Genomic DNA, 22334 nt, shown 5'->3' with positions numbered 1-22334 from the left:
GCTAATTGTGCAGTCCGCAAGCCCGGTTATCGGTAGCGATACCGGGCATTTTTTTAAGGAACAATCGCTATGTATATCGGGATAGATCTTGGCACATCGGGCGTAAAAGTTATTTTGCTCAACGAGCAAGGTGAAGTGGTCGCTTCGCAAACGGAAAAACTAACCGTTTCGCGTCCGCATCCACTCTGGTCGGAGCAAGATCCGGAACAGTGGTGGCTGGCGACTGGTCGCGCGATGAAAACTCTGGGTGAACAGCATTCTCTGCGAGACGTTAAAGCATTGGGTATTGCCGGGCAAATGCATGGTGCAACTTTACTTGATGCTCAGCAGCGGGTGCTACGTCCCGCCATTTTGTGGAACGACGGGCGCTGCGCGGAGGAGTGTGCTTTGCTGGAAGCGCGAGTTCCGCAGTCGCGGGATATTACAGGCAACCTGATGATGCCCGGATTTACCGCGCCTAAATTGCTGTGGATTCAGCGAAATGAGCCAGAGATATTCCTTCAGGTAGACAAAGTATTATTGCCGAAAGATTATTTGCGTCTGCGGATGACTGGAGAATTCGCCAGTGATATGTCTGATGCAGCTGGCACCATGTGGCTGGATGTCGCAAAGCGTGACTGGAGTGATGTTATGCTGGAGGCTTGCCAGTTATCTCGAGATCAGATGCCAGCATTATACGAAGGCAGCGAAATTACCGGCACTTTGCTACCTGAGGTTGCAAAAGCGTGGGGAATGAATGCAGTGCCGGTTGTTGCGGGCGGCGGCGATAATGCGGCTGGCGCGGTTGGTGTGGGTATGGTTGATGCCAACCAGGCAATGTTATCGCTGGGGACTTCAGGCGTTTATTTTGCGGTGAGCGAAGGTTTCCTAAGTAAGCCGGAAAGTGCCGTACATAGCTTTTGTCATGCATTGCCGCAGCGTTGGCATTTAATGTCTGTGATGTTGAGTGCGGCGTCGTGTCTGGACTGGGCGACGAAATTAACCGGTCTGAGTGATGTCCCTGTTTTAATTGCCGCAGCCCAGCAGGCCGATGAGAGCGTCGATCCTGTCTGGTTTTTGCCTTATCTTTCTGGCGAGCGTACGCCGCACAATAATCCACAGGCAAAGGGCGTTTTCTTCGGCCTCACCCATCAACACGGCCCCGCAGAACTGGCACGCGCGGTACTGGAAGGCGTGGGGTATGCGTTGGCGGATGGCATGGATGTCGTACATGCCTGTGGCATTCAACCGCAAAGCATTACACTGATTGGTGGCGGAGCGCGTAGCGAGTACTGGCGTCAGATGCTGGCGGATATTAGCGGTCAGCAACTGGATTACCGCACGGGGGGGGATGTGGGGCCAGCATTAGGCGCAGCAAGGCTGGCACAGATTGCGGTAAATCCAGTTAAATCTCTCATTGAGTTGTTGCCGCAACTTCCTTTAGAACAGTCGCATCTGCCGAACGCGCAGCGTTATGCTGCTTATCAGCCACGGCGTGAAACGTTCCGTCGTCTCTATCAGCAACTTCTGCCGCTAATGGCATAATATTTCCCCCTGCCTTATGTGGCGGGGGATAATCTCCATCTATATATATTTAGAATATATTAATTTTTTATATGGATTTATTCTGAAAATCATTTGTTAATGGTGTTTTTCAGTTTTGTCTTTCGTTGGTTACTCGTAATGTATCACCGGTAGATACGGAGATCGTTATGAAAACCTCAAAGACTGTGGCAAAACTATTATTTGTGGTCGGGGCGCTGGTTTATCTGATTGGATTATGGATCTCATGTCCATTGTTAAGTGGCAAAGGCTATTTTCTTGGCGTGTTAATGACGGGGACTTTTGGCAACTATGCCTATCTGCGCGCAGAGAAACTCGGGCAACTGGATGATTTCTTTATTCGCATTTGCCAGTTAGTTGCGTTAATCACTATCGGCCTTTTGTTTATCGGCGTTTTAAACGCACCCATTAACGCTTATGAAATGGTGATCTACCCGATTGCCTTTTTTGTTTGCTTGTTTGGTCAAATGCGCTTGTTTCGCTCGGCATGATCGCCATAAAGCTCTTAATAGTTCAGGAATGAAAGGAAATCTGTGATGGAAAACAAAATATCAACCTATTCTCCGGCATTCAGTATTGTGTCATGGGTAGCTCTTGCTGGTGGTATCGTTACCTATCTGTTGGGGCTATGGAATGCAGAGATGCAGTTAAATGAAAAGGGATATTATTTTGCCGTATTGGTGTTAGGGCTGTTTTCGGCAGCTTCCTATCAAAAGACCGTTCGGGATAAGTATGAAGGTATTCCTACCACATCTATTTATTATATGACCTGCCTGGTGGTATTTATCATCTCTGTCGCGTTACTGATGGTAGGTCTGTGGAATGCAACGTTATTACTCAGTGAAAAAGGCTTTTATGGTCTGGCCTTCTTTTTAAGCTTGTTTGGTGCAGTAGCGGTGCAGAAAAATATCCGTGATGCCGGAATCAACGCCCCAAAAGAAACGATGGCTGCGCAGGAAGAATATAGCGAATAATCCAGGTAAGCCCGGTCAGCCCAGTGTGACCGGGTTTTTACTTAACTCACTAATCTGTTTTTATCGATTCGTTGCACCAGCACAGAAAGTAACAAGCTTGCTGCCAGCGTCGCGCAAAAGATCCAAATAATATCCAGTATTGGCCAGCTTTTAAGCTCAATACCACTGGTGCGCAGCGCATGGATAATCAACGCGTGGAACCCGTATATACCCAGAGAATGACGGGATATCAGTCCAAGCCCGCTAACAGTACGCGTATCCAGTGTATTTTTTACCAGAGTCAGTAACGCAATTGCGCAGATAAAAACCATCGGCCCACAGTAAAGATACCAGGTATCGGCAAAATTTCCGCGCCACCGTAATTCATATAATGTCCCACGAGAGATAATAAATACCCCGGCTATAAACAGTGCGGCGCTCATCCACGACAGTGGCTTATGTTGCGTGTCCATCATCCCAATGGCGCGGCCCAACATGCCATACAGGATGTAGTAAAAGGTATCGCCATTGATATATAAGTTAATTGGTAGCCATTCAAAACCGTCGATCTTCTGTGGCACAGTGTTTGGGTTGGCGATGATGCCAATCACCACCATTAGCACCAACAACATTTTACCGCCGACGTGCTTTACCTGAATCAGCGGCGAAACCAGATAAATCACCGCAATCGCGAAGAAAAACCATAAGTGATAAAACACCGGCTTTTGCAGCAGATTTTTCAGCGATAACTCCACATTGATGGAAGTAAACAGTGCAATGTAGAGCAGTGCGACAGTGCTATAAAACAGCAGGCATAAGCCGATACGTAAGAAATGACGCAGCTGGGCGCTACGTTCGCCAAAAAAGAGATAGCCGGAAATCATGAAAAATAGGGGTACGCTGACACGAGAGGCAGAATTTAGAATATTCGCGATATCCCAGGTGATGGGGCTAACACTATGGGCATTGGTCACATACCAGGTAGTGGTGTGAATCATCACCACCATTAAACACGCTATCCCTCGCAGGTTATCAATCCAGTAAATTTTGGGCTGCATCTGTGTCTCTGTATCTGGTTAAAAAAAGTCTGACCGATAAATCATTCGGTTGGCGCACTGGAATAATCTGAGTTTTATCACTACAGCTTATAGAGGCTTAAGAAAATTCGTAAGATATCAGCCACTATACCGATATAAATAATAAGACTCACCTGCAAACCAGACGGTAATTTAATGATGATGAACTATTTCTTTCCGGCAATGGCGCTTATGGTGTTAGTGGGATGCTCGACACCGCCACCCGTACAGAAAGCACAACGGGTAAAAGTTGATCCTCTGCGTTCGTTGAATATGGAAGCCTTGTGCAAGGATCAGGCAGCAAAACGTTATAACACCGGCGAGCAAAAAATCGACGTCACCGCATTTGAACAGTTCCAGGGGAGTTACGAAATGCGCGGCTATACCTTTCGGAAAGAGCAGTTTGTCTGTTCTTTTGACGCAGATGGCCATTTTTTGCATCTTTCCATGCGTTAAGCCCTGCTTTTTCCCGTTTCGTACTGTATATCTTCCATCCAGCGGGTATACTGATCCCTTCCTTTAAATCCACACGTATCCAGCACGAAATAATATGCAAAAGTTTGATACCAGGACCTTCCAGGGCTTGATCCTGACCTTACAGGATTACTGGGCTCGCCAGGGCTGCACCATTGTTCAACCATTGGACATGGAAGTCGGCGCGGGAACCTCTCACCCAATGACCTGTCTGCGCGCGCTGGGGCCAGAACCGATGGCGGCTGCTTATGTCCAGCCTTCTCGTCGCCCGACCGATGGTCGCTACGGCGAAAACCCCAACCGCTTACAGCATTACTATCAGTTCCAGGTGGTGATTAAGCCATCGCCGGACAATATCCAGGAGCTGTACCTCGGTTCTCTGAAAGAGCTGGGCATGGATCCGACTATCCACGATATTCGTTTCGTGGAAGATAACTGGGAAAACCCGACGCTGGGTGCCTGGGGTCTGGGCTGGGAAGTGTGGCTGAACGGCATGGAAGTGACTCAGTTCACTTACTTCCAGCAGGTTGGTGGTCTGGAGTGTAAACCGGTTACCGGCGAGATCACCTATGGTCTGGAACGTCTGGCGATGTACATTCAGGGCGTAGACAGTGTTTATGACCTGGTCTGGAGCGACGGCCCGCTGGGTAAAACCACTTATGGCGACGTGTTCCATCAGAACGAAGTGGAGCAGTCCACTTATAACTTCGAATACGCGGACGTGGACTTCCTGTTCACCTGCTTCGAGCAGTACGAGAAAGAAGCGCAGCAGCTACTGGCACTGGAAAATCCGCTGCCGCTGCCTGCCTACGAGCGTATTCTGAAAGCCGCCCACAGCTTCAACCTGCTGGATGCGCGTAAAGCTATCTCCGTCACCGAGCGTCAGCGTTATATTTTGCGCATTCGCACCCTGACCAAAGCAGTGGCAGAAGCATACTACGCTTCCCGTGAAGCCCTCGGCTTCCCGATGTGCAACAAAGATAAGTAAGAGGCGGCTATGTCTGAGAAAACTTTTCTGGTGGAAATCGGCACTGAAGAGCTGCCACCAAAAGCACTGCGCAGCCTGGCTGAGTCCTTTGCTGCGAACTTTACTGCGGAGCTGGATAACGCTGGCCTCGCTCATGGCACCGTTCAATGGTTTGCTGCTCCGCGTCGTCTGGCGCTGAAAGTAGCTAACCTGGCGGAAGCGCAACCGGATCGTGAAATCGAAAAACGCGGCCCGGCGATTGCCCAGGCTTTCGACGCCGAAGGCAAACCGAGTAAAGCAGCAGAAGGCTGGGCGCGTGGCTGCGGGATCTCCGTTGACCAGGCTGAGCGTCTGACTACTGACAAAGGTGAATGGTTGCTGTATCGCGCTCACGTGAAAGGCGAAAGCACCGAGGCGCTTGTACCGAACATGGTAGCCACTTCGCTGGCGAAATTACCGATCCCGAAACTGATGCGCTGGGGCGCGTCTGACGTGCACTTTGTGCGTCCGGTGCACACCGTAACTTTGCTGCTGGGCGATAAAGTCATTCCGGCAACTATTCTGGGTATTCAGTCCGATCGCGTAATTCGCGGACATCGCTTTATGGGTGAGCCGGAAATTACCATCGACAATGCCGATCAGTATCCGGAAATTCTGCGTGAGCGCGGTAAAGTCATTGCCGATTACGAAGAGCGTAAAGCGAAGATTAAAGCCGATGCTGAAGAAGCGGCGCGTAAGATTGGTGGTAATGCTGACTTAAGCGAAAGCCTGCTGGAAGAAGTGGCTTCGCTGGTTGAATGGCCGGTTGTTCTGACCGCGAAATTCGAAGAAAAATTCCTCGCTGTACCGTCTGAAGCACTGGTTTATACCATGAAAGGTGACCAGAAATACTTCCCGGTGTATGCGAATGACGGCAAACTGCTGCCGAACTTTATCTTCGTTGCCAACATTGAGTCGAAAGATCCGCAGCAGATCATTTCCGGTAACGAGAAAGTCGTTCGTCCGCGTCTGGCGGATGCCGAGTTCTTCTTCAACACCGACCGTAAAAAACGTCTGGAAGATAACCTGCCGCGCCTGCAAACCGTACTGTTCCAGCAACAGTTGGGGACACTGCGCGATAAAACTGACCGCATTCAGGCTCTGGCTGGCTGGATCGCTGAACAGATTGGCGCTGACGTTAACCACGCAACTCGTGCGGGGCTGCTGTCCAAGTGTGACCTGATGACCAACATGGTCTTTGAGTTCACCGACACCCAGGGCGTTATGGGTATGCACTACGCGCGTCATGATGGTGAAGCGGAAGATGTCGCGGTGGCGCTGAACGAGCAGTATCAACCGCGCTTTGCTGGTGATTCCCTGCCGTCTAACCCGGTAGCCTGTGCACTGGCGATTGCTGACAAGATGGATACCCTGGCGGGCATCTTCGGTATTGGTCAGCATCCGAAAGGTGATAAAGACCCGTTTGCGCTGCGTCGTGCGGCGCTGGGCGTGCTGCGTATTATCGTTGAGAAGAACCTCAATCTTGATCTGCAAACGCTGACCGAAGAAGCGGTGCGCTTGTACGGTGATAAGCTGACTAACGCCAATGTGGTTGATGACGTTATCGACTTTATGCTCGGTCGCTTCCGCGCCTGGTATCAGGACGAAGGTTACACCGTCGACACCATCCAGGCGGTACTGGCGCGTCGTCCGACTCGTCCGGCTGATTTCGATGCGCGTATGAAAGCAGTATCGCACTTCCGTACCCTGGAAGCAGCGGCAGCACTGGCGGCGGCGAACAAGCGTGTATCTAACATTCTGGCGAAATCAGACGAAGTGCTGAGCGATCGCGTGAATGCCTCCACCCTGAAAGAGCCGGAAGAAATTAAACTGGCGATGCAGGTGGTCGTATTGCGCGACAAGCTGGAGCCGTACTTCGCTGAAGGTCGTTACCAGGATGCGTTGGTCGAGCTGGCTGAGCTGCGTGAACCGGTTGATGCCTTCTTCGATAAAGTAATGGTTATGGTTGATGATAAAGATCTGCGTATCAACCGCCTGACCATGCTGGAAAAACTGCGCGAATTATTCCTGCGCGTTGCGGATATTTCTTTACTGCAGTAATAACTCCTTTGTTAAAAAGTCTGCCAGATGGCAGACTTTTTTTATCACTAAATAATACAGCTACCTGTAATAATCTTCTGCTGAATAAAAATTATCTCATATATTAATTTCATGAGATTTTTTTTCGGAATTTATTAAGGAGAGGAAAAGAGTTATTACGCTAAAATAAGTCTGGGTGCTTGAGACTGTTTGTCTCAGGTATTCACCAAAAGGCAGACAGAGAAAAGCCCCACCTGACTATAAATCAAAGTGAGGCCCCTCTATGCATAGACACCATAAGGTTAGCCTCTTACTCGTTGGAAATCAACACAGGAGGCTGGGAATGCCGCAGAAATATAGATTACTTTCTTTAATAGTGATTTGTTTCACGCTTTTATTATTCACCTGGATGATAAGAGATTCACTGTGTGAATTGCATATTAAACAGGGGAGTTATGAGCTGGCGGCATTTTTAGCCTGCAATTTGAAAAAGTAAGAGTCTCTGGCGGGAAATTATTCCCGCCTTTCTTACGGCGTTGCGCATTCTCATTGCACCCAAATTTATCTGTTTAATGAATGTTATTTAAAATAAAAGCGAATGGATTTGGCTATTAGATCAGTTTTTACATCGGGAACAGGAATGGCTCGGAGCATTCATGAATAAGCTGCTTTTACTATTGATAATGTTTTATCAACGACATCTTTCTCCTCGTAAAGGATATCGCTGTGCTTACAGTGTGTTGTACCAAACGCAGGGATGTTCTGGTGCCGTCAAAAATATTATTCAACAGAAAGGTGTTCTTGCTGGGTGGAGCGAGATACGTCAGCGTTTTGCAGATTGCCGACTTGCAGCACAGACAATCAGGCAGAAACAACGCCTGGGTGAGAGTATACGTAAAAAGAAGAATAATGATTGTGATTGTACCGGCTGTGATGGTGCGGTCTGTCGTGATTGCCACATGCCGGACTTTTGTCCGAATATTCCTGTGCCAGATCTGGATTGCTCCTGCGACTGCTCTTCTCTACATTTAAAGCGTTTTTTCAAATAAAAAATCCCCGCCAATTGGCAGGGATCTTAGATTCTGTGCTTTTAAGCAGAGATTACAGGCTGGTTACGTTACCAGCTGCCGGGCCTTTAGCGCCGCTTTCGATGGTGAAGGACACTTTCTGACCTTCGTCCAGAGATTTGTAACCATCGTTCTGGATAGCAGAGAAGTGTACGAACACGTCTTTAGAGCCATCGTCAGGAGTGATGAAGCCGAAGCCTTTGTCAGCGTTGAACCATTTTACGATACCAGTCATTTTACCGGACATAGTGTATTACCTTTAATAATTAAGTGTGCCTTTCGGCGATATGGCGTGCTTTACAGATTTTGAAGCGTTAAAGGAATGTGCACTACGAGGGGTATCAACGATAACTCTTGAAGGGACTTGCCTTACTACACTGCTTTAATGGTCTGTACGTCAAACCGTTGATGTGCATTAAGCCACGCATTGAATGGTGATGCAACAATTATTTTCCATATTTATGATTAATTGGTCGGAAAACGGTCCTGTCATCAGGACCGTAAACATCAATACAGTGGATAAAAGTCTATTCCATCAACTGTTTACTTAATGCTGGGTTGGCCTGGATCAGGCGCATCAATTTTAGTTCGGCACTGGAAGGCTTTACGCGTCTGGACTCCCATTCTTTCACCATGGCTACTGATACGCCCAAAACCCGGGCGAAATCATCAATTTTTAACCCTGTCCCTTTACGTAATTGCTCAATTTCGGTACAAGGCGTTGTTCTGTGCGTCAGGGTAATCTTTTGCGTTTCATCTTTAAAAACAATTTGTTCCAGGCTACTCAACAGCTCATGCATTGGATCTTTATATTCCATTGAAAACTCCTCAAATCACACTGCGGGATCGTGAATTTCATCGAAGCTCATTAAGAATAGTCGGGAAAAGCAGACACAGCGGGGAGAAACCCGTGAGTGATTTAAGTATGATTCGATTCAGCTGCTAAGTTGCCGTGACTTATAGTCGCCTAACAATATGATTAATGCCGATATATTTCGTTGCGTCCTGGGATTGTAAAGATTCCGAAAATTTGGCTACCAAGAGAAGGGAGGGGCTGGCCACAAAAACGCAATAGTAATGCCTGTTTTTAACAATAAAACAACAAATTAACTCTTCTTCATTTTCTACATCATTTTCCCAGGAAGATTATGCATAAAGGGTATCCTGTAAGCCTGTCCTGGACTATCCTTGTCAGCGTCAGACACGCGTGTGTCGTTGTGCGCTTTTTTTGGGTGAAAGGAGTAAGAAAATGGCGACAGGAAAGTCCTGCTCTCGCTGGTTTGCGCCTCTTGCGGCGTTATTAATGGTAGTTAGCCTGAGTGGGTGTTTTGATAAAGAAGGCGATCAGCGTAAAGCGTTTATCGACTTCCTGCAGAATACAGTGATGCGTAGCGGTGAACGTCTACCAACCCTGACTGCCGATCAGAAAAAACAGTTTGGTCCTTTTGTCTCTGATTACGCGATCCTGTATGGCTATTCCCAACAGGTTAATCAGGCGATGGATTCCGGTCTGCGTCCGGTTGTAGACAGCGTTAACGCGATTCGCGTACCACAGGATTATGTCACGCAAAGTGGTCCACTGCGTGAAATGAACGGATCTCTGGGCGTACTGGCGCAACAATTGCAAAATGCGAAGTTGCAGGCCGATGCCGCACACTCTGCGCTAAAACAGACCGATGACCTGAAACCGGTCTTTGATCAGGCATTCACTAAAGTAGTGACGACCCCAGCTGATGCGTTGCAACCGCTGATTCCGGCGGCTCAAACGTTTACGCAGCAACTGGTGATGGTGGGGGACTACATCGCTCAACAAGGTACTCAGGTGAGCTTTGTCGCGAATGGCATCCAGTTCCCGACTTCACAGCAGGCGAGTGAATATAACAAACTGATTGCGCCATTACCGGCACAGCATCAGGCGTTTAATCAGGCCTGGACTACGGCAGTTACTGCAACCCAATAAAGAGTAAAAGCCCGAGCGATTATCGGGCTTTACTCCACGCAGTCGCGGCTTAGTCCGCGACGTGCGGATTCACACAGTTCTTCTCAACCTTCCCCTGCAACGCATTAATCAAATTATCCACGGCACAGGCAGCCATGCCATAACGCGTCTCATGAGTGGCTGAACCAATATGCGGTACTGCAACGACATTTGCCATTGAGAGCAACGGCGAATCTACTGGCAATGGCTCTTGTTCGAAGACATCCAGACCAGCGGCGTGAATTTCCCCTTTCTGCAACGCTGCAATCAGCGCATTTTCGTCAACTACCGGGCCACGCCCTGCATTAATGAAAATAGCGGAGGATTTCATTTTGGCGAATTGTTCCGCGCCAAACAGGTGATGAGTTTCTTCAGTTAGCGGCAGGATCAGGCAAACGAAATCTGATTCTTGTAACAGCGTATCCAGATCGCAGTAGCGGGCGTTAAAGCGTTCTTCTGCTTCTTTATGGTGGCGGCGAGCGTTATAGAGAATTGGCATGTTGAAGCCAAAATGCGCGCGCTGTGCCAGCGCCATGCCGATCCGTCCCATCCCGACAATGCCCAGTGTTTTATGGTGAACATCAATGCCGTACCAGTCCGGGCCGATATTGGCGGTCCATTCACCTGCTTTTACGCGTTCTGCTACCTCCACAACCCGGCGAGCGGTAGATAACACCAGCGCCATCAGCGTATCGGCGACGGTTTCTGTTAATACGGTTGGCGTATGCATCAGCAGGATTTTTCGGGCGTTAAGCGCGTCGACATCGAAATTGTCATAGCCGACGGAGATAGTTGATGTGGCACGCAGTTTTGGCATCTTTTCCAGCAATGCGGCATCAACATTCTCGTTTGAACCCAGTAAACCTTCAGCTTCGGCAAAAATCGCCGCGTTTTGTTCGATGGTTTGTGGATTGAGGTTTGCTACCTGGTGAACGGTGAAATGCTCTTGCAGGCGTTGCAGTAGATCATCAGGTAAGGCTTTGTAGAGGATAACGGACGGCTTCATTCTTCTCTCCATTCACTGATAAGGCGATCACCTTAGCCTGAAACATGATGAAGGAAAACTGAAGAATGCCAGGTGATTTCTGCATCACCCGGCATGAAAGGGATTAGAGCGGGCTTAAAGTGATTTCTACGCGGCGGTTTTGCGCTTTTCCTTCTGCGGTGCTGTTGCTGGCGATCGGATTAGCCGGGCCAAGACCCTGAGTACGGATGCGGCTGGCGTCCACGTCCTGGGTGATCAACGCGCTGGCAACGGAATCCGCACGCTGCTGGGAGAGACGCATGTTCAGGTCGTGACCACCCGTGCTGTCGGTGTAACCAATCACGTTAACCGCTGTTTTCGGATACTCTTTCAGCACCATTGCCACGCCAGTCAGCGTGTTAGCACCAGCCGGTTTCAGAGTTGCGCTGCTGCTGTCAAAGGTCACATTGTTCGGCATGTTAAGGATAATGTTGTCCCCGCTGCGGGTTACGCTAACGCCGGTGCCGCGCATTTTGTCACGCAGCTTCGCTTCCTGCACATCCATGTAATAACCAACGCCGCCGCCCAGGGCCGCGCCAGCGGCTGCGCCAATAAGCGCACCTTTACCGCGATCTTTCTTCGAAGAAGAGAGTGCGCCAATACCCGCGCCAACGAGAGAGCCCAGACCTGCACCGATAGCAGATTTACCTGCTTCACGTTCGCCGGTGTAAGGGTTAGTTGTACAGCCAGATACCGCCAGAGCGCCGCTCACGACGGCAGCAATAAGATAAACACGTTTCTTCATTGTTAATCCTTAATAACCTTTTTATTCTTGTTCACGGGTGCCGTGGCGGGAGATTATGCCGTGTGAACATGAAGATTATTCCTGGGAATACTCGGAAATTTGTAAGTAATATTTAACTGCTCAATACATCTAACCTTTCAGGAGCCTTCGGTTTGGCCAATTCATCCTCACGTTATTCCGTTCTTACTGCCGCCCACTGGGGACCCATGCTGGTTGAAACCGACGGCGAAACCGTGTTTAGCTCGCGTGGCGCGTTAGCAACAGAGCTGGAAAACTCCTTGCAGAGCGCGGTTCGCGACCAGGTTCACAGCAATACGCGGGTGCGATTTCCAATGGTGCGCAAAGGCTTTCTCGCGTCTCCAGAAACCCCGCAAGGCATTCGTGGGCAGGATGAATTTGTTCGCGTGAGTTGGGATGAGGCGCTGGAGCTCATCCACCACCAACATAAACGTATTCGTGATGCTTATGGACCAGCGTCGATTTTTGCTGGTTCCTACGGCTGGCGTTCAAACGGTGTATTGCATAAAGCGTCAACTTTATTACAACGCTATATGGCGCTGGCAGGCGGTTATACCGGACATCTGGGGGATTATTCGACCGGCGCGGCACAGGCGATCATGCCGTATGTCGTGGGGGGTAGCGAAGTCTATCAGCAGCAGACCAGCTGGCCGCTGGTGCTGCAACATAGCGATGTGGTGGTGCTGTGGAGTGCTAACCCTCTAAATACGCTGAAAATTGCGTGGAATGCGTCTGATGAGCAGGGACTTTCTTATTTTTCCGCATTGCGTGATAGCGGGAAAAAGCTGATCTGCATTGATCCAATGCGATCGGAAACCGTCGATTTCTTTGGCGATAAAATGGAGTGGATAGCGCCACATATGGGCACCGATGTGGCGCTAATGCTGGGGATCGCCCATACGCTGGTGGAAAATGGCTGGCACGACGAGGCGTTTCTGGCGCGTTGCACCACGGGTTATGACATCTTCGCTTCTTATTTGCTGGGTGAGAACGACGGAATAGCGAAAACCGCCGAATGGGCGGCGGAGATTTGCGGCATTTCAGCGGAGAAAATTCGCGAGCTGGCGGCTATTTTCCACCAAAACACTACGATGCTGATGGCGGGATGGGGAATGCAGCGCCAGCAGTTTGGTGAGCAAAAACACTGGATGATCGTCACGCTGGCGGCAATGTTGGGGCAAATCGGCACACCCGGTGGCGGTTTTGGCCTTTCTTACCATTTTGCTAATGGCGGCAATCCGACCCGCCGCGCTGCGGTGCTCTCTTCCATGCAGAGTAGTTTGCCTGGCGGTACCGATGCAGTAGATAAAATCCCCGTTGCCCGTATCGTTGAAGCATTAGAAAACCCCGGTGGCGCATATCAACACAACGGCATGAACCGACATTTTCCGGATATTCGTTTTATCTGGTGGGCGGGCGGCGCCAACTTTACTCATCATCAGGATACTAATCGCCTGATCCGCGCCTGGCAAAAACCAGAGCTGGTGGTGATATCTGAATGCTTCTGGACGGCGGCGGCGAAACACGCCGATATTGTCCTCCCTGCAACCACCTCGTTTGAGCGTAATGATCTCACTATGACCGGAGATTACAGCAATCAGCATCTGGTGCCGATGAAACAAGTGGTGCCACCGCGTGATGAAGCACGTAATGATTTTGATGTTTTTGCTGAATTAAGCGAACGGTGGGAAAAGGGCGGTTATGCGCGATTTACGGAAGGAAAAAGTGAGCTGCAATGGCTGGAAACGTTTTATAACGTCGCCCGGCAGCGTGGGGCAAGTCAGCAGGTACAATTGCCGCCATTTGATGAATTTTGGGAAGCCAACCAATTAATTGAGATGCCGGAAAACCCAGACAGTGAGCGGTTTATTCGCTTCGCCGATTTCTGCCGCGATCCGCAGGCTCATCCGTTAAAAACCGCCAGCGGCAAGATTGAAATATTCTCGCAGCGCATTGCGGATTATGGTTACCGGGATTGTCCGGGACATCCAACGTGGCTGGAGCCGGATGAGTGGCAGGGCAATGCCGAACCGGAACAGTTGCAGATACTTTCTGCTCACCCGGCACATCGTCTGCACAGTCAGCTGAATTATAGTTCTCTACGCGAATTGTATGCGGTGGCAAATCGTGAACCTGTCACCATTCACCCAGAGGATGCGCGGGCGCGCGGCATACAAGATGGCGATACAGTTCGGGTGTGGAACTCGCGCGGGCAAATCCTTGCCGGAGCAGTCATTAGCGAAGGTATTAAGCCAGGCGTGATTTGTATTCACGAAGGTGCATGGCCAGATCTGGATTTATCTGCTGGCGCCATTTGTAAAAATGGTGCGGTTAACGTGCTAACTAAAGACCTTCCCAGCTCGCGGCTGGGGAATGGCTGTGCGGGTAACACGGCGCTGGCGTGGCTGGAAAAATATAATGGCCCGGAGCTGTCGCTTACGGCGTTTGATCCGCCTGCCAATCCATAATCCAGGTAGGGAGTTGGGTTTCCTCCTGCCATGCGCAGTCGACAATATGAAACCCCTGCGCATGGTAAAAATCTAGCGCCGGTTGGTTTTTTTGATAAACCTCCAGCAACAAATGGGGATGGCGCTGCTGTACATATTGCATCAGCGCCTTACCGATACCGCGCCTGATGGCCTTCGGTGCAACGAACATTGCTGCCAGAAATCGTCCCTCCATAATGCTGACAAAACCGAGAAATTCACCATCGTCTTCCCACACCCAGTTTTGGGCGTTGGCAAGATATGCATCACGTACCAGCGGAATGCAGTCACGCCAATAGCTTGTTTCTATAAAGGGATGTCCCCAGCTTGTGCTTTCCAGCCATAACTCCAGAATCGCGGGCAGTTCCGAACGTTGCGCTTCCCGAATCATGTTTTGTTCTCCGGATGGCAACAGCAGCTAACCACATGATCATTCACCAGCCCACATGCCTGCATAAAGGAGTAACAAATCGTCGAGCCAACAAACTTAAAGCCGCGTTTTTTCAGAGCCTTGGAGAGCGCGTCGGAGGCGGGCGTTGAAGTAGGGATTTCGCTCAATGTTCTGGCTTGTGTCACTTGTGGCTGGTGGTTTACGAACGACCAGACAAAGTCGGCAAACGGTTCGCCGTTTTGCTCCATTTGCAGGTAAGCGCGCGCATTGCCGATAATGGCCTGGATTTTTCCACGATGGCGAATAATCCCGGCATCCTGTACCAGTCTTTCGATATCGTATTCCTGCATTGCCGCAACCTTGACGGGATCAAATTGATGAAAACAAGCTCGATAATTTTCACGTTTTTTGAGGACGGTAATCCAGGATAACCCAGCCTGTTGTCCTTCAAGGCAGATCATTTCGAACAGTTTTTTACTGTCGGTTTCAGGCACGCCCCACTCATTATCGTGGTAGGCAATATAAAGTGGATCCTGACTCACCCAGCCGCAACGTTCCATACTTTCCCTCGTTATATACCCGGTCGTAAAAATTTCACCTGCTTTTCTTGACGCATCGGTGAAAAAGTCAATATTTAATACAGGGCTAATATGCCCGATATCCTTCATACAATGACAATAATATCGCCGAATTCGGCTCTTTCCTGGAGTCGTGTTAATGATCATAAAAAAATGCGGTGGCCACTGGACGTTAAGTTTGCTGGCGAGCGTTGTAACCAGTTCTCTTTTTCTCAACACAGCTTATGCCTGGCAACAAGAATATATCGTTGATACGCAGCCTGGGCATACTACGGAGCGTTATACCTGGGATAGCGATCACCAACCTGATTACAATGATATTTTGTCGCAACGTATTCAAAGTAGCCAAAGGGCGCTGGGACTGGAAGTCAATCTGGCGGAGGATACGCCTGTGGATGTGACCAGCAGTATGAGTATGGGCTGGAATTTCCCTTTATATGAACATGTTACAACAGGCCCAGTCGCCGCATTGCATTATGATGGTACGACCAATTCGATGTATAACGAGTTTGGCGACAGCACTGCAACATTGACCGATCCGTTATGGCATGCCAGCGTCAGTACATTAGGCTGGCGTGTTGATTCCCGGCTTGGTGATTTTCGTCCCTGGGCGCAAATCAGCTATAACCAGCAATTTGGCGAGAATATCTGGAAGGCTCAATCAGGCCTGAGCCGCATGACGGCGACAAATCAGAACGGCAACTGGCTTGATGTGACGGTGGGAGCCGATATGTTGCTTAATCCAAATATTGCCGCTTATGCCGCGTTATCTCAGGCAGAAAACAGCAACAATAATAATGATTATTTGTATAGCATGGGCGTTAGCGCCAGATTTTAACTTGTCATTTACAATTCAAGGCCGTGTATAACAATCATTGTGCTGATAGTGGGTACTAACTGACATAATTATTATTGCGGTGAATATTTGTCACGTCATTCATTCCTGAACTAAGGCATTTCATTCCGTTCTGATGGCATTTCATGCCGTTTTTCCCCTGGCATAAAGTGCACTTCGATATGGTTGTCGGCAGAGACCTTTCCTTTTTATTAATGCAGGAACACTGCCATGACACCTTCCAACTATCAACGTACGCGCTGGCTGACGCTTATCGGTACTATTATTACCCAGTTTGCCCTGGGTTCGGTTTATACCTGGAGCCTGTTTAACGGTGCACTTTCCGCCAAACTAGATGCACCGGTAAGCCAGGTGGCATTTTCTTTTGGCCTGTTGAGTCTGGGACTGGCAATTTCTTCTTCTGTCGCGGGAAAATTACAGGAACGTTTTGGCGTTAAACGCGTCACTATGGCTTCCGGTATTTTGCTGGGATTAGGCTTCTTCCTGACCGCGCATTCCAACAACCTGATGATGCTGTGGCTGAGTGCCGGTGTGCTGGTCGGTCTGGCAGATGGCGCGGGTTACTTGCTGACGCTCTCTAACTGCGTGAAGTGGTTCCCGGAACGTAAAGGTTTGATCTCCGCATTCGCCATTGGTTCCTATGGCCTGGGTAGCCTGGGTTTCAAATTTATCGACACGCAACTGCTGGAAACGGTCGGTCTGGAAAAAACCTTTATAATTTGGGGTGCGATTGCGCTGGTGATGATTGTTTTTGGTGCGACCTTAATGAAAGATGCGCCGAAACAGGAAGTCAAAACCCATAATGGTGTGGTGGAAAATGATTTCACTCTGGCAGAGTCGATGCGAAAACCACAATACTGGATGTTAGCGGTGATGTTCCTGACTGCCTGCATGAGCGGTCTGTATGTAATTGGGGTGGCGAAAGATATCGCCCAGAGTCTGGCGCATCTTGATGCAATTTCCGCAGCCAATGCAGTGACGGTTATTTCTATTGCTAACCTTTCTGGTCGTCTGGTGTTGGGTATTCTGTCTGACAAAATTGCTCGTATTCGGGTCATCACCATTGGACAGGTAGTTTCGCTGGTGGGCATGGCGGCACTACTGTTTGCTCCACTCAATGCGTTAACGTTCTTCGCAGCGATTGCCTGCGTGGCCTTTAACTTCGGCGGTACAATCACGGTGTTCCCGTCACTGGTCAGCGAGTTCTTTGGACTTAATAATCTGGCGAAAAACTACGGTGTAATTTACCTCGGTTTCGGTATTGGTAGTATTTGCGGCTCGATTATTGCCTCACTGTTTGGCGGTTTCTATGTGACCTTCTACGTGATTTTCGCCCTGTTGATTCTGTCACTGGCGCTCTCTACGACCATTCGCCAACCAGGGCTCAGGGCGTTTCGTGAGGTGCATGGTTAAGTTTGGCGACTGGTTTCAGTCTCGTCCTGAGATAGAGTGGCACATTTTTCACCGTGAATGAGCCAATGTATCAAAACAATTCAGGATGAGTCATTGATAAAGTCGGGGCCAGTTAGCTGGCCCTTTTAAGTGTTCAATTAATGAAAGTCTCCTTTCATACTTGTATTTTTGTAAATTTGTGCTTCACGCACACTCTTTCCCCACACTTTTTCCCTTTGCTGTGGTCTACTTATCAGCGTGTGCAGATTTTCCTTATCTGACGACCTTCGCACTTTTCCCTTGCCTGGCTTGAAAGGCCATTATGCAGGGTGTTATCACCTGTTTTTCCAGGGTTTGTTTGCATGAGATATATCAAAACGATAACGCAGCAAAAGCTAAGCTTTTTGCTCGCTGTCTATATTGGTTTGTTTATGAATTGCGCAGTCTATTTCCGTCGGTTTGATGGTTACGCGCATAACTTCACTTTTCTTAATGGTGTCTCGGCGGTTATCGAACTGGCAGGGACGGTTCTGGCAACCTTCTTCTTTTTACGCTTAATTTCACTCTTTGGCAGAACGGCCTGGAAAGTGCTGGCTTCATTGCTGGTGCTGATTTCTGCCGGAGCCAGTTACTACATGACATTTATGAACGTCATGATTGGCTACGGGATTGTCGCTTCGGTGATGACCACCGACATCGACCTGTCGAAAGAAGTGGTTGGCTGGACACTTATCGCATGGGTTGTACTGGTGAGTATTATCCCGTTGCTCTTTATCTGGATGAACCGCTCACAAGACACCTTCTGGCGTCAGCTTTGTACCCCGAAAACACGCTGGCGTAGCGCGCTTACTGTGCTGTTAGCGGGCTTGCTGGTATGGGGCCCAATCCGTCTTATGGATGTAGCACAAAAGCGTGCAGACCGCATGGCTGGGGTGGATATGCCAAGTTATGGCGGGGTGCTGGCGAACTCTTATTTACCCTCGAACTGGCTTTCTGCGCTGGGTCTGTACGCCTGGGCGCAAGTGGATGAATCTTCTGACAATCGTTCGTTGATGAATCCGGCGAAAAAATTCACCTATACCCCGACGCAAAATCTCGACGACACCTATGTGATTTTCATTATTGGTGAAACCACGCGTTGGGATCATATGGGGATGCTGGGTTACGAGCGTGATACCACGCCGAAGCTGGCGAAAGAGAAAAATCTGGTGATGTACCGTGGTTATTCTTGCGATACCGCGACTAAATTATCACTACGCTGTATGTTTGTTCGTGAGGGCGGAACGGAAGATAACCCTCAACGTACGCTCAAAGAGCAGAACGTATTTGCGGTTCTCAAGCAGTTGGGTTTTAGCTCTGATTTGTACGCCATGCAGAGCGAGATGTGGTTCTACAGCAATACCATGGCTGACAACATTGCCTACCGTGAGCAAATCGCGGCTGAGCCACGTAACCGTGGGAAAGCGGTAGACGACATGTTGCTGGTTAATGAAATTGAACGTTCTCTGGAGAAAAAACCAGAAGGTAAGCATCTGATTGTGCTGCATACCAAAGGGTCGCACTACAACTATACTCAGCGTTATCCACGTGAGTTTGCCCAGTGGAAGCCAGAGTGTTATGCAATTGATCGCAAATGTCCAAGAGCGCCGATGATTAACTCATACGATAACTCCATTACCTACGTAGATCATTTTATCGACTCGGTGATCGACAGATTCCGCGATAAGAAGGCCATTATTTTCTATGCAGCGGATCACGGTGAGTCGATTAACGAGCGTGAGCACTTGCATGGTACACCACGCGAATATGCACCACCGGAGCAGTTCCGCGTACCGATGATGGTCTGGATGTCAGATAAATATCTGGAAAATCCGGCCAATGCGCAGGCATTCGCGCAGTTGAAAAAAGAAGCCGATATGAAAGTACCGCGCCGTCACGTAGAGCTGTACGACACCATCATGGGCTGTCTCGGCTATACTTCACCGGATGGTGGAATTAACGAAAACAACAACTGGTGTCACATCCCGCAAGCGAAGACCGTTGTGGCTAACTAAACGGCCTGCTGACTTTCTCGCCGATCAAAAGGCATTTTGCTATTAAGGGATTGACGAGGGCGTATCTGCGCAGTAAGATGCGCCCCGCATTCGGTGATTGGCGCAGCCTGGTAGCGCACTTCGTTCGGGACGAAGGGGTCGGAGGTTCGAATCCTCTATCACCGACCAAATTCGAAAAGCCTGCTTAACGAGCAGGCTTTTTTGCATCTGTGCCCGCTCGAACCCAGGCCTGATAAGACGCAGCAGCGTCGCATCAGACAAATGTGCCAGCCCATTGTCGGATGCGGCGTGAACGCCTTATCCGACCTACAGGGTTGTACTAATTCAATAAATTGCATCTCTTCCGGTAGGCCTGATAAGACGCGCCAGCGTCGCATCAGGCAAATGTGCCGGCCCATTGTCGGATGCGGCGCGACCGCTTTATCCAACCTACACACCACACATTTCCCTGCCAAATTTGCGCCCCACATCTCACTATCCATTAACGAATTTGTGACAGAATCCATTGTCTTTTTTTATATTTGCTTAAATCTATTATTGCGTTACTTATGGCTGGCGCTGGCATTTTCCGCTGTGCGTTTTAGCGTTCATGGTATTAATCGCTCAGATATCCACCTTTTCCTCAGATTTTTTTCATTAAATGCATAAAACTTAATCACCAATTGTTGCTAAATATTAAGCTGATTGTTCTGGTTATGTTGGAGTAGCACAAATTTCTCTGCTGCAAATAGCGGTTTGAAGTTTTTTTAATCTTTGTTTGTGGATTCTCACCGTTGGTGTAAATCCCGGTTAGCTGTATTGACGTTTTCACATTCTGTTGACAGATTGTAGGTCACGAGGGGCATTTTATGGAGGATCCGCACTGTTACACTGATGTTAATTAGTACGGCATCCCCACCTCATAACGTTGACCCGACCGGGCAAAAAACAAAAAAGGTCAGGCAGCGACAACCCACTGCAAAGGGTTAAAACAACAAACATCACAATTGGAGCAGAATAATGCGTATTTCCTTGAAAAAGTCAGGGATGCTGAAGCTTGGTCTCAGCCTGGTGGCTATGACCGTCGCAGCAAGTGTTCAGGCTAAAACTCTGGTTTATTGCTCAGAAGGTTCGCCAGAAGGGTTTAACCCGCAGCTGTTTACCTCCGGCACCACCTATGACGCCTCTTCCGTACCGCTTTATAACCGCCTGGTTGAATTTAAAATCGGCACCACCGAAGTGATCCCGGGCCTCGCTGAAAAGTGGGAAATCAGCGAAGACGGTAAAACCTATACCTTCCATCTGCGTAAAGGTGTGAAGTGGCACGACAACAAAGAATTCAAACCGACGCGCGAACTGAACGCCGATGACGTGGTGTTCTCGTTTGATCGTCAGAAAAACGCGCAAAACCCATACCATAAAGTCTCTGGCGGCAGCTACGAATACTTCGAAGGCATGGGCTTGCCGGAGTTGATCAGCGAAGTGAAAAAGGTGGACGATAACACCGTTCAGTTCGTGCTGACTCGCCCGGAAGCGCCGTTCCTCGCTGACCTGGCAATGGACTTCGCCTCTATTCTGTCAAAAGAATATGCTGACGCGATGATGAAAGCCGGTACGCCGGAAAAACTGGACCTCAACCCGATCGGCACCGGCCCGTTCCAGTTACAGCAGTATCAAAAAGATTCCCGTATTCGCTACAAAGCGTTTGATGGCTACTGGGGCACCAAACCGCAGATCGATACGCTGGTCTTCTCTATTACTCCTGACGCTTCCGTGCGTTATGCGAAATTGCAGAAGAATGAATGCCAGGTGATGCCGTACCCGAACCCGGCAGATATCGCTCGCATGAAGCAGGATAAATCCATCAATCTGATGGAAATGCCGGGGCTGAACGTCGGTTATCTCTCGTATAACGTGCAGAAAAAACCGCTCGATGACGTGAAAGTTCGCCAGGCTCTGACCTACGCGGTGAACAAAGACGCGATCATCAAAGCGGTTTATCAGGGCGCGGGCGTAGCAGCGAAAAACCTGATCCCGCCAACCATGTGGGGCTATAACGACGACGTTCAGGACTACACCTACGATCCTGAAAAAGCGAAAGCCTTGCTGAAAGAAGCGGGTCTGGAAAAAGGTTTCTCCATCGACCTGTGGGCGATGCCGGTACAACGTCCGTATAACCCGAACGCTCGCCGCATGGCGGAGATGATTCAGGCAGACTGGGCGAAAGTGGGCGTACAGGCCAAAATCGTCACTTACGAATGGGGCGAGTACCTCAAGCGTGCGAAAGATGGCGAGCACCAAACGGTAATGATGGGCTGGACTGGCGATAACGGGGATCCGGATAACTTCTTCGCCACCCTGTTCAGCTGCGCCGCCTCTGAACAAGGCTCCAACTACTCAAAATGGTGCTACAAACCGTTTGAAGATCTGATTCAACCGGCGCGTGCCACCGACGACCACAACAAGCGCGTTGAACTGTACAAACAAGCACAGGTAGTGATGCACGATCAGGCTCCGGCACTGATCATCGCTCACTCCACCGTGTTTGAACCGGTACGCAAAGAAGTTAAAGGCTATGTGGTTGATCCATTAGGCAAACATCACTTCGAAAACGTCTCTATCGAATAATTAAAAGCCATACCCGGTGGTGCTGTGCCTCTGCGCACAGCGCCATC

General features: G+C 49.4%; 22 protein-coding genes and 1 tRNA gene. 15 read left to right on the top strand and 8 right to left on the bottom strand.

All coding sequences use genetic code 11. The annotated features are described in order from the left end of the window. Nucleotides 1-69: 69 nt before the first annotated feature. The 3 genes from xylB (at nt 70) to yiaA (ending at nt 2516) form a co-directional block, all read left to right on the top strand. Entirely contained in the window at nt 70-1524 is a 1455-nt protein-coding gene (gene xylB, locus C3D30_RS18975; protein WP_105287259.1) for a xylulokinase, read from the top strand. 167 nt (nt 1525-1691) lie between these two features. After that, the gene (yiaB, locus tag C3D30_RS18970) at nt 1692-2033 is read left to right on the top strand and encodes an inner membrane protein YiaB (protein WP_010355159.1); all 342 of its coding nucleotides are present in this window, start codon (nt 1692-1694) and stop codon (nt 2031-2033) included. Between the two features lie 45 nt (nt 2034-2078). Next, nucleotides 2079-2516, top strand: coding sequence for an inner membrane protein YiaA (gene yiaA / locus C3D30_RS18965; RefSeq protein ID WP_010349690.1), 438 nt, complete (start codon nt 2079-2081; stop codon nt 2514-2516). Nucleotides 2517-2557: 41 nt separating this feature from the next. Here the strand turns inward: yiaA and C3D30_RS18960 are convergent, their stop codons facing one another. Further along, nucleotides 2558-3553, bottom strand: coding sequence for an acyltransferase (locus C3D30_RS18960; RefSeq protein ID WP_021550003.1), 996 nt, complete (start codon nt 3551-3553; stop codon nt 2558-2560). 174 nt (nt 3554-3727) lie between these two features. On the opposite strand from C3D30_RS18960, the gene C3D30_RS18955 reads away from it, so the two are divergent. The 4 genes from C3D30_RS18955 to hokA all read left to right on the top strand — a co-directional run bounded on the left by C3D30_RS18955 (nt 3728) and on the right by hokA (nt 7587). Further along, the gene (locus C3D30_RS18955; protein ID WP_105287258.1) at nt 3728-4027 is read left to right on the top strand and encodes a YsaB family lipoprotein; all 300 of its coding nucleotides are present in this window, start codon (nt 3728-3730) and stop codon (nt 4025-4027) included. Between the two features lie 94 nt (nt 4028-4121). Further along, nucleotides 4122-5033 carry a glycine--tRNA ligase subunit alpha gene (gene glyQ, locus C3D30_RS18950; protein WP_001168544.1) on the top strand — a complete coding sequence of 304 codons (912 nt, stop codon included), beginning with the start codon at nt 4122-4124 and terminating at the stop codon, nt 5031-5033. A 9-nt stretch (nt 5034-5042) separates the two neighbouring features. Next, on the top strand, nt 5043-7112 hold the full coding sequence (gene glyS / locus C3D30_RS18945) for a glycine--tRNA ligase subunit beta (protein WP_105287257.1): 2070 nt from the start codon (nt 5043-5045) through the stop codon (nt 7110-7112). 322 nt (nt 7113-7434) lie between these two features. After that, on the top strand, nt 7435-7587 hold the full coding sequence (gene hokA, locus C3D30_RS18940; protein ID WP_001135745.1) for a type I toxin-antitoxin system toxin HokA: 153 nt from the start codon (nt 7435-7437) through the stop codon (nt 7585-7587). On the opposite strand, the gene C3D30_RS20680 is transcribed toward hokA, so the two are convergent. After that, a complete protein-coding gene (locus C3D30_RS20680; protein WP_212735822.1) occupies nt 7564-7635 on the bottom strand; it encodes a hypothetical protein in 72 nt (23 codons plus the stop codon). The two genes, hokA and C3D30_RS20680, sit on opposite strands and share 24 nt — an antisense overlap. 112 nt (nt 7636-7747) lie before the next feature. On the opposite strand from C3D30_RS20680, the gene yidD reads away from it, so the two are divergent. Beyond that, nucleotides 7748-8140, top strand: coding sequence for a membrane protein insertion efficiency factor YidD (gene yidD / locus C3D30_RS18935; RefSeq protein ID WP_016160038.1), 393 nt, complete (start codon nt 7748-7750; stop codon nt 8138-8140). 52 nt (nt 8141-8192) lie between these two features. On the opposite strand, the gene cspE is transcribed toward yidD, so the two are convergent. Both cspE and C3D30_RS18925 read right to left on the bottom strand, forming a co-directional pair. After that, entirely contained in the window at nt 8193-8405 is a 213-nt protein-coding gene (gene cspE, locus C3D30_RS18930) for a transcription antiterminator/RNA stability regulator CspE (RefSeq protein WP_000014594.1), read from the bottom strand. Nucleotides 8406-8685: 280 nt separating this feature from the next. Further along, entirely contained in the window at nt 8686-8976 is a 291-nt protein-coding gene (locus tag C3D30_RS18925) for an HTH-type transcriptional regulator (RefSeq protein ID WP_010344962.1), read from the bottom strand. Between the two features lie 431 nt (nt 8977-9407). Here C3D30_RS18925 and C3D30_RS18920 point away from each other — a divergent pair, with 431 nt between their 5' ends. Continuing rightward, on the top strand, nt 9408-10118 hold the full coding sequence (locus C3D30_RS18920) for a DUF3053 domain-containing protein (protein ID WP_000190517.1): 711 nt from the start codon (nt 9408-9410) through the stop codon (nt 10116-10118). A gap of 49 nt (nt 10119-10167) precedes the next feature. Here C3D30_RS18920 and ghrB read toward each other — a convergent pair whose 3' ends face one another. Both ghrB and C3D30_RS18910 read right to left on the bottom strand, forming a co-directional pair. Further along, a complete protein-coding gene (gene ghrB, locus C3D30_RS18915) occupies nt 10168-11142 on the bottom strand; it encodes a glyoxylate/hydroxypyruvate reductase GhrB (RefSeq protein WP_000805002.1) in 975 nt (324 codons plus the stop codon). Nucleotides 11143-11245: 103 nt separating this feature from the next. Beyond that, nucleotides 11246-11905 (bottom strand): OmpA family lipoprotein, encoded by a 660-nt coding sequence (locus tag C3D30_RS18910; RefSeq protein WP_047081495.1) that lies wholly within the window; start codon nt 11903-11905, stop codon nt 11246-11248. A gap of 152 nt (nt 11906-12057) precedes the next feature. On the opposite strand from C3D30_RS18910, the gene bisC reads away from it, so the two are divergent. Next, nucleotides 12058-14391, top strand: a complete 2334-nt coding sequence (gene bisC / locus C3D30_RS18905; protein WP_105287256.1) for a biotin sulfoxide reductase — start codon at nt 12058-12060, stop codon at nt 14389-14391. On the opposite strand, the gene C3D30_RS18900 is transcribed toward bisC, so the two are convergent. Together C3D30_RS18900 and tag are read right to left on the bottom strand one after the other, a co-directional pair. Then, entirely contained in the window at nt 14360-14800 is a 441-nt protein-coding gene (locus C3D30_RS18900) for an N-acetyltransferase (RefSeq protein ID WP_000617463.1), read from the bottom strand. The two genes, bisC and C3D30_RS18900, sit on opposite strands and share 32 nt — an antisense overlap. Further along, nucleotides 14797-15360 (bottom strand): DNA-3-methyladenine glycosylase I, encoded by a 564-nt coding sequence (gene tag / locus C3D30_RS18895; RefSeq protein WP_105287278.1) that lies wholly within the window; start codon nt 15358-15360, stop codon nt 14797-14799. Before tag ends, C3D30_RS18900 begins: the two co-directional genes overlap by 4 nt. Nucleotides 15361-15517: 157 nt before the next feature. Between tag and C3D30_RS18890 the strand changes: the two genes are divergently transcribed. The 5 genes from C3D30_RS18890 (at nt 15518) to dppA (ending at nt 22287) form a co-directional block, all read left to right on the top strand. Further along, nucleotides 15518-16216 (top strand): autotransporter outer membrane beta-barrel domain-containing protein, encoded by a 699-nt coding sequence (locus C3D30_RS18890; RefSeq protein ID WP_000584409.1) that lies wholly within the window; start codon nt 15518-15520, stop codon nt 16214-16216. Between the two features lie 228 nt (nt 16217-16444). Then, nucleotides 16445-17647, top strand: coding sequence for an L-lactate MFS transporter (locus C3D30_RS18880; RefSeq protein ID WP_000189032.1), 1203 nt, complete (start codon nt 16445-16447; stop codon nt 17645-17647). Between the two features lie 341 nt (nt 17648-17988). Further along, nucleotides 17989-19680 (top strand): kdo(2)-lipid A phosphoethanolamine 7''-transferase, encoded by a 1692-nt coding sequence (eptB, locus tag C3D30_RS18875; protein ID WP_001269271.1) that lies wholly within the window; start codon nt 17989-17991, stop codon nt 19678-19680. A 91-nt stretch (nt 19681-19771) separates the two neighbouring features. Further along, nucleotides 19772-19848: transfer RNA gene (locus C3D30_RS18870), tRNA-Pro, on the top strand. A gap of 831 nt (nt 19849-20679) precedes the next feature. Next, nucleotides 20680-22287 carry a dipeptide ABC transporter substrate-binding protein DppA gene (dppA, locus tag C3D30_RS18860; RefSeq protein WP_001222867.1) on the top strand — a complete coding sequence of 536 codons (1608 nt, stop codon included), beginning with the start codon at nt 20680-20682 and terminating at the stop codon, nt 22285-22287. Nucleotides 22288-22334 lie beyond the last annotated feature (47 nt).

This window comes from Escherichia sp. MOD1-EC5433 (assembly GCF_002966005.1).
Lineage (GTDB): Bacteria > Pseudomonadota > Gammaproteobacteria > Enterobacterales > Enterobacteriaceae > Escherichia > Escherichia ruysiae.
This window is presented reverse-complemented; position numbering and strand designations above follow the sequence as displayed.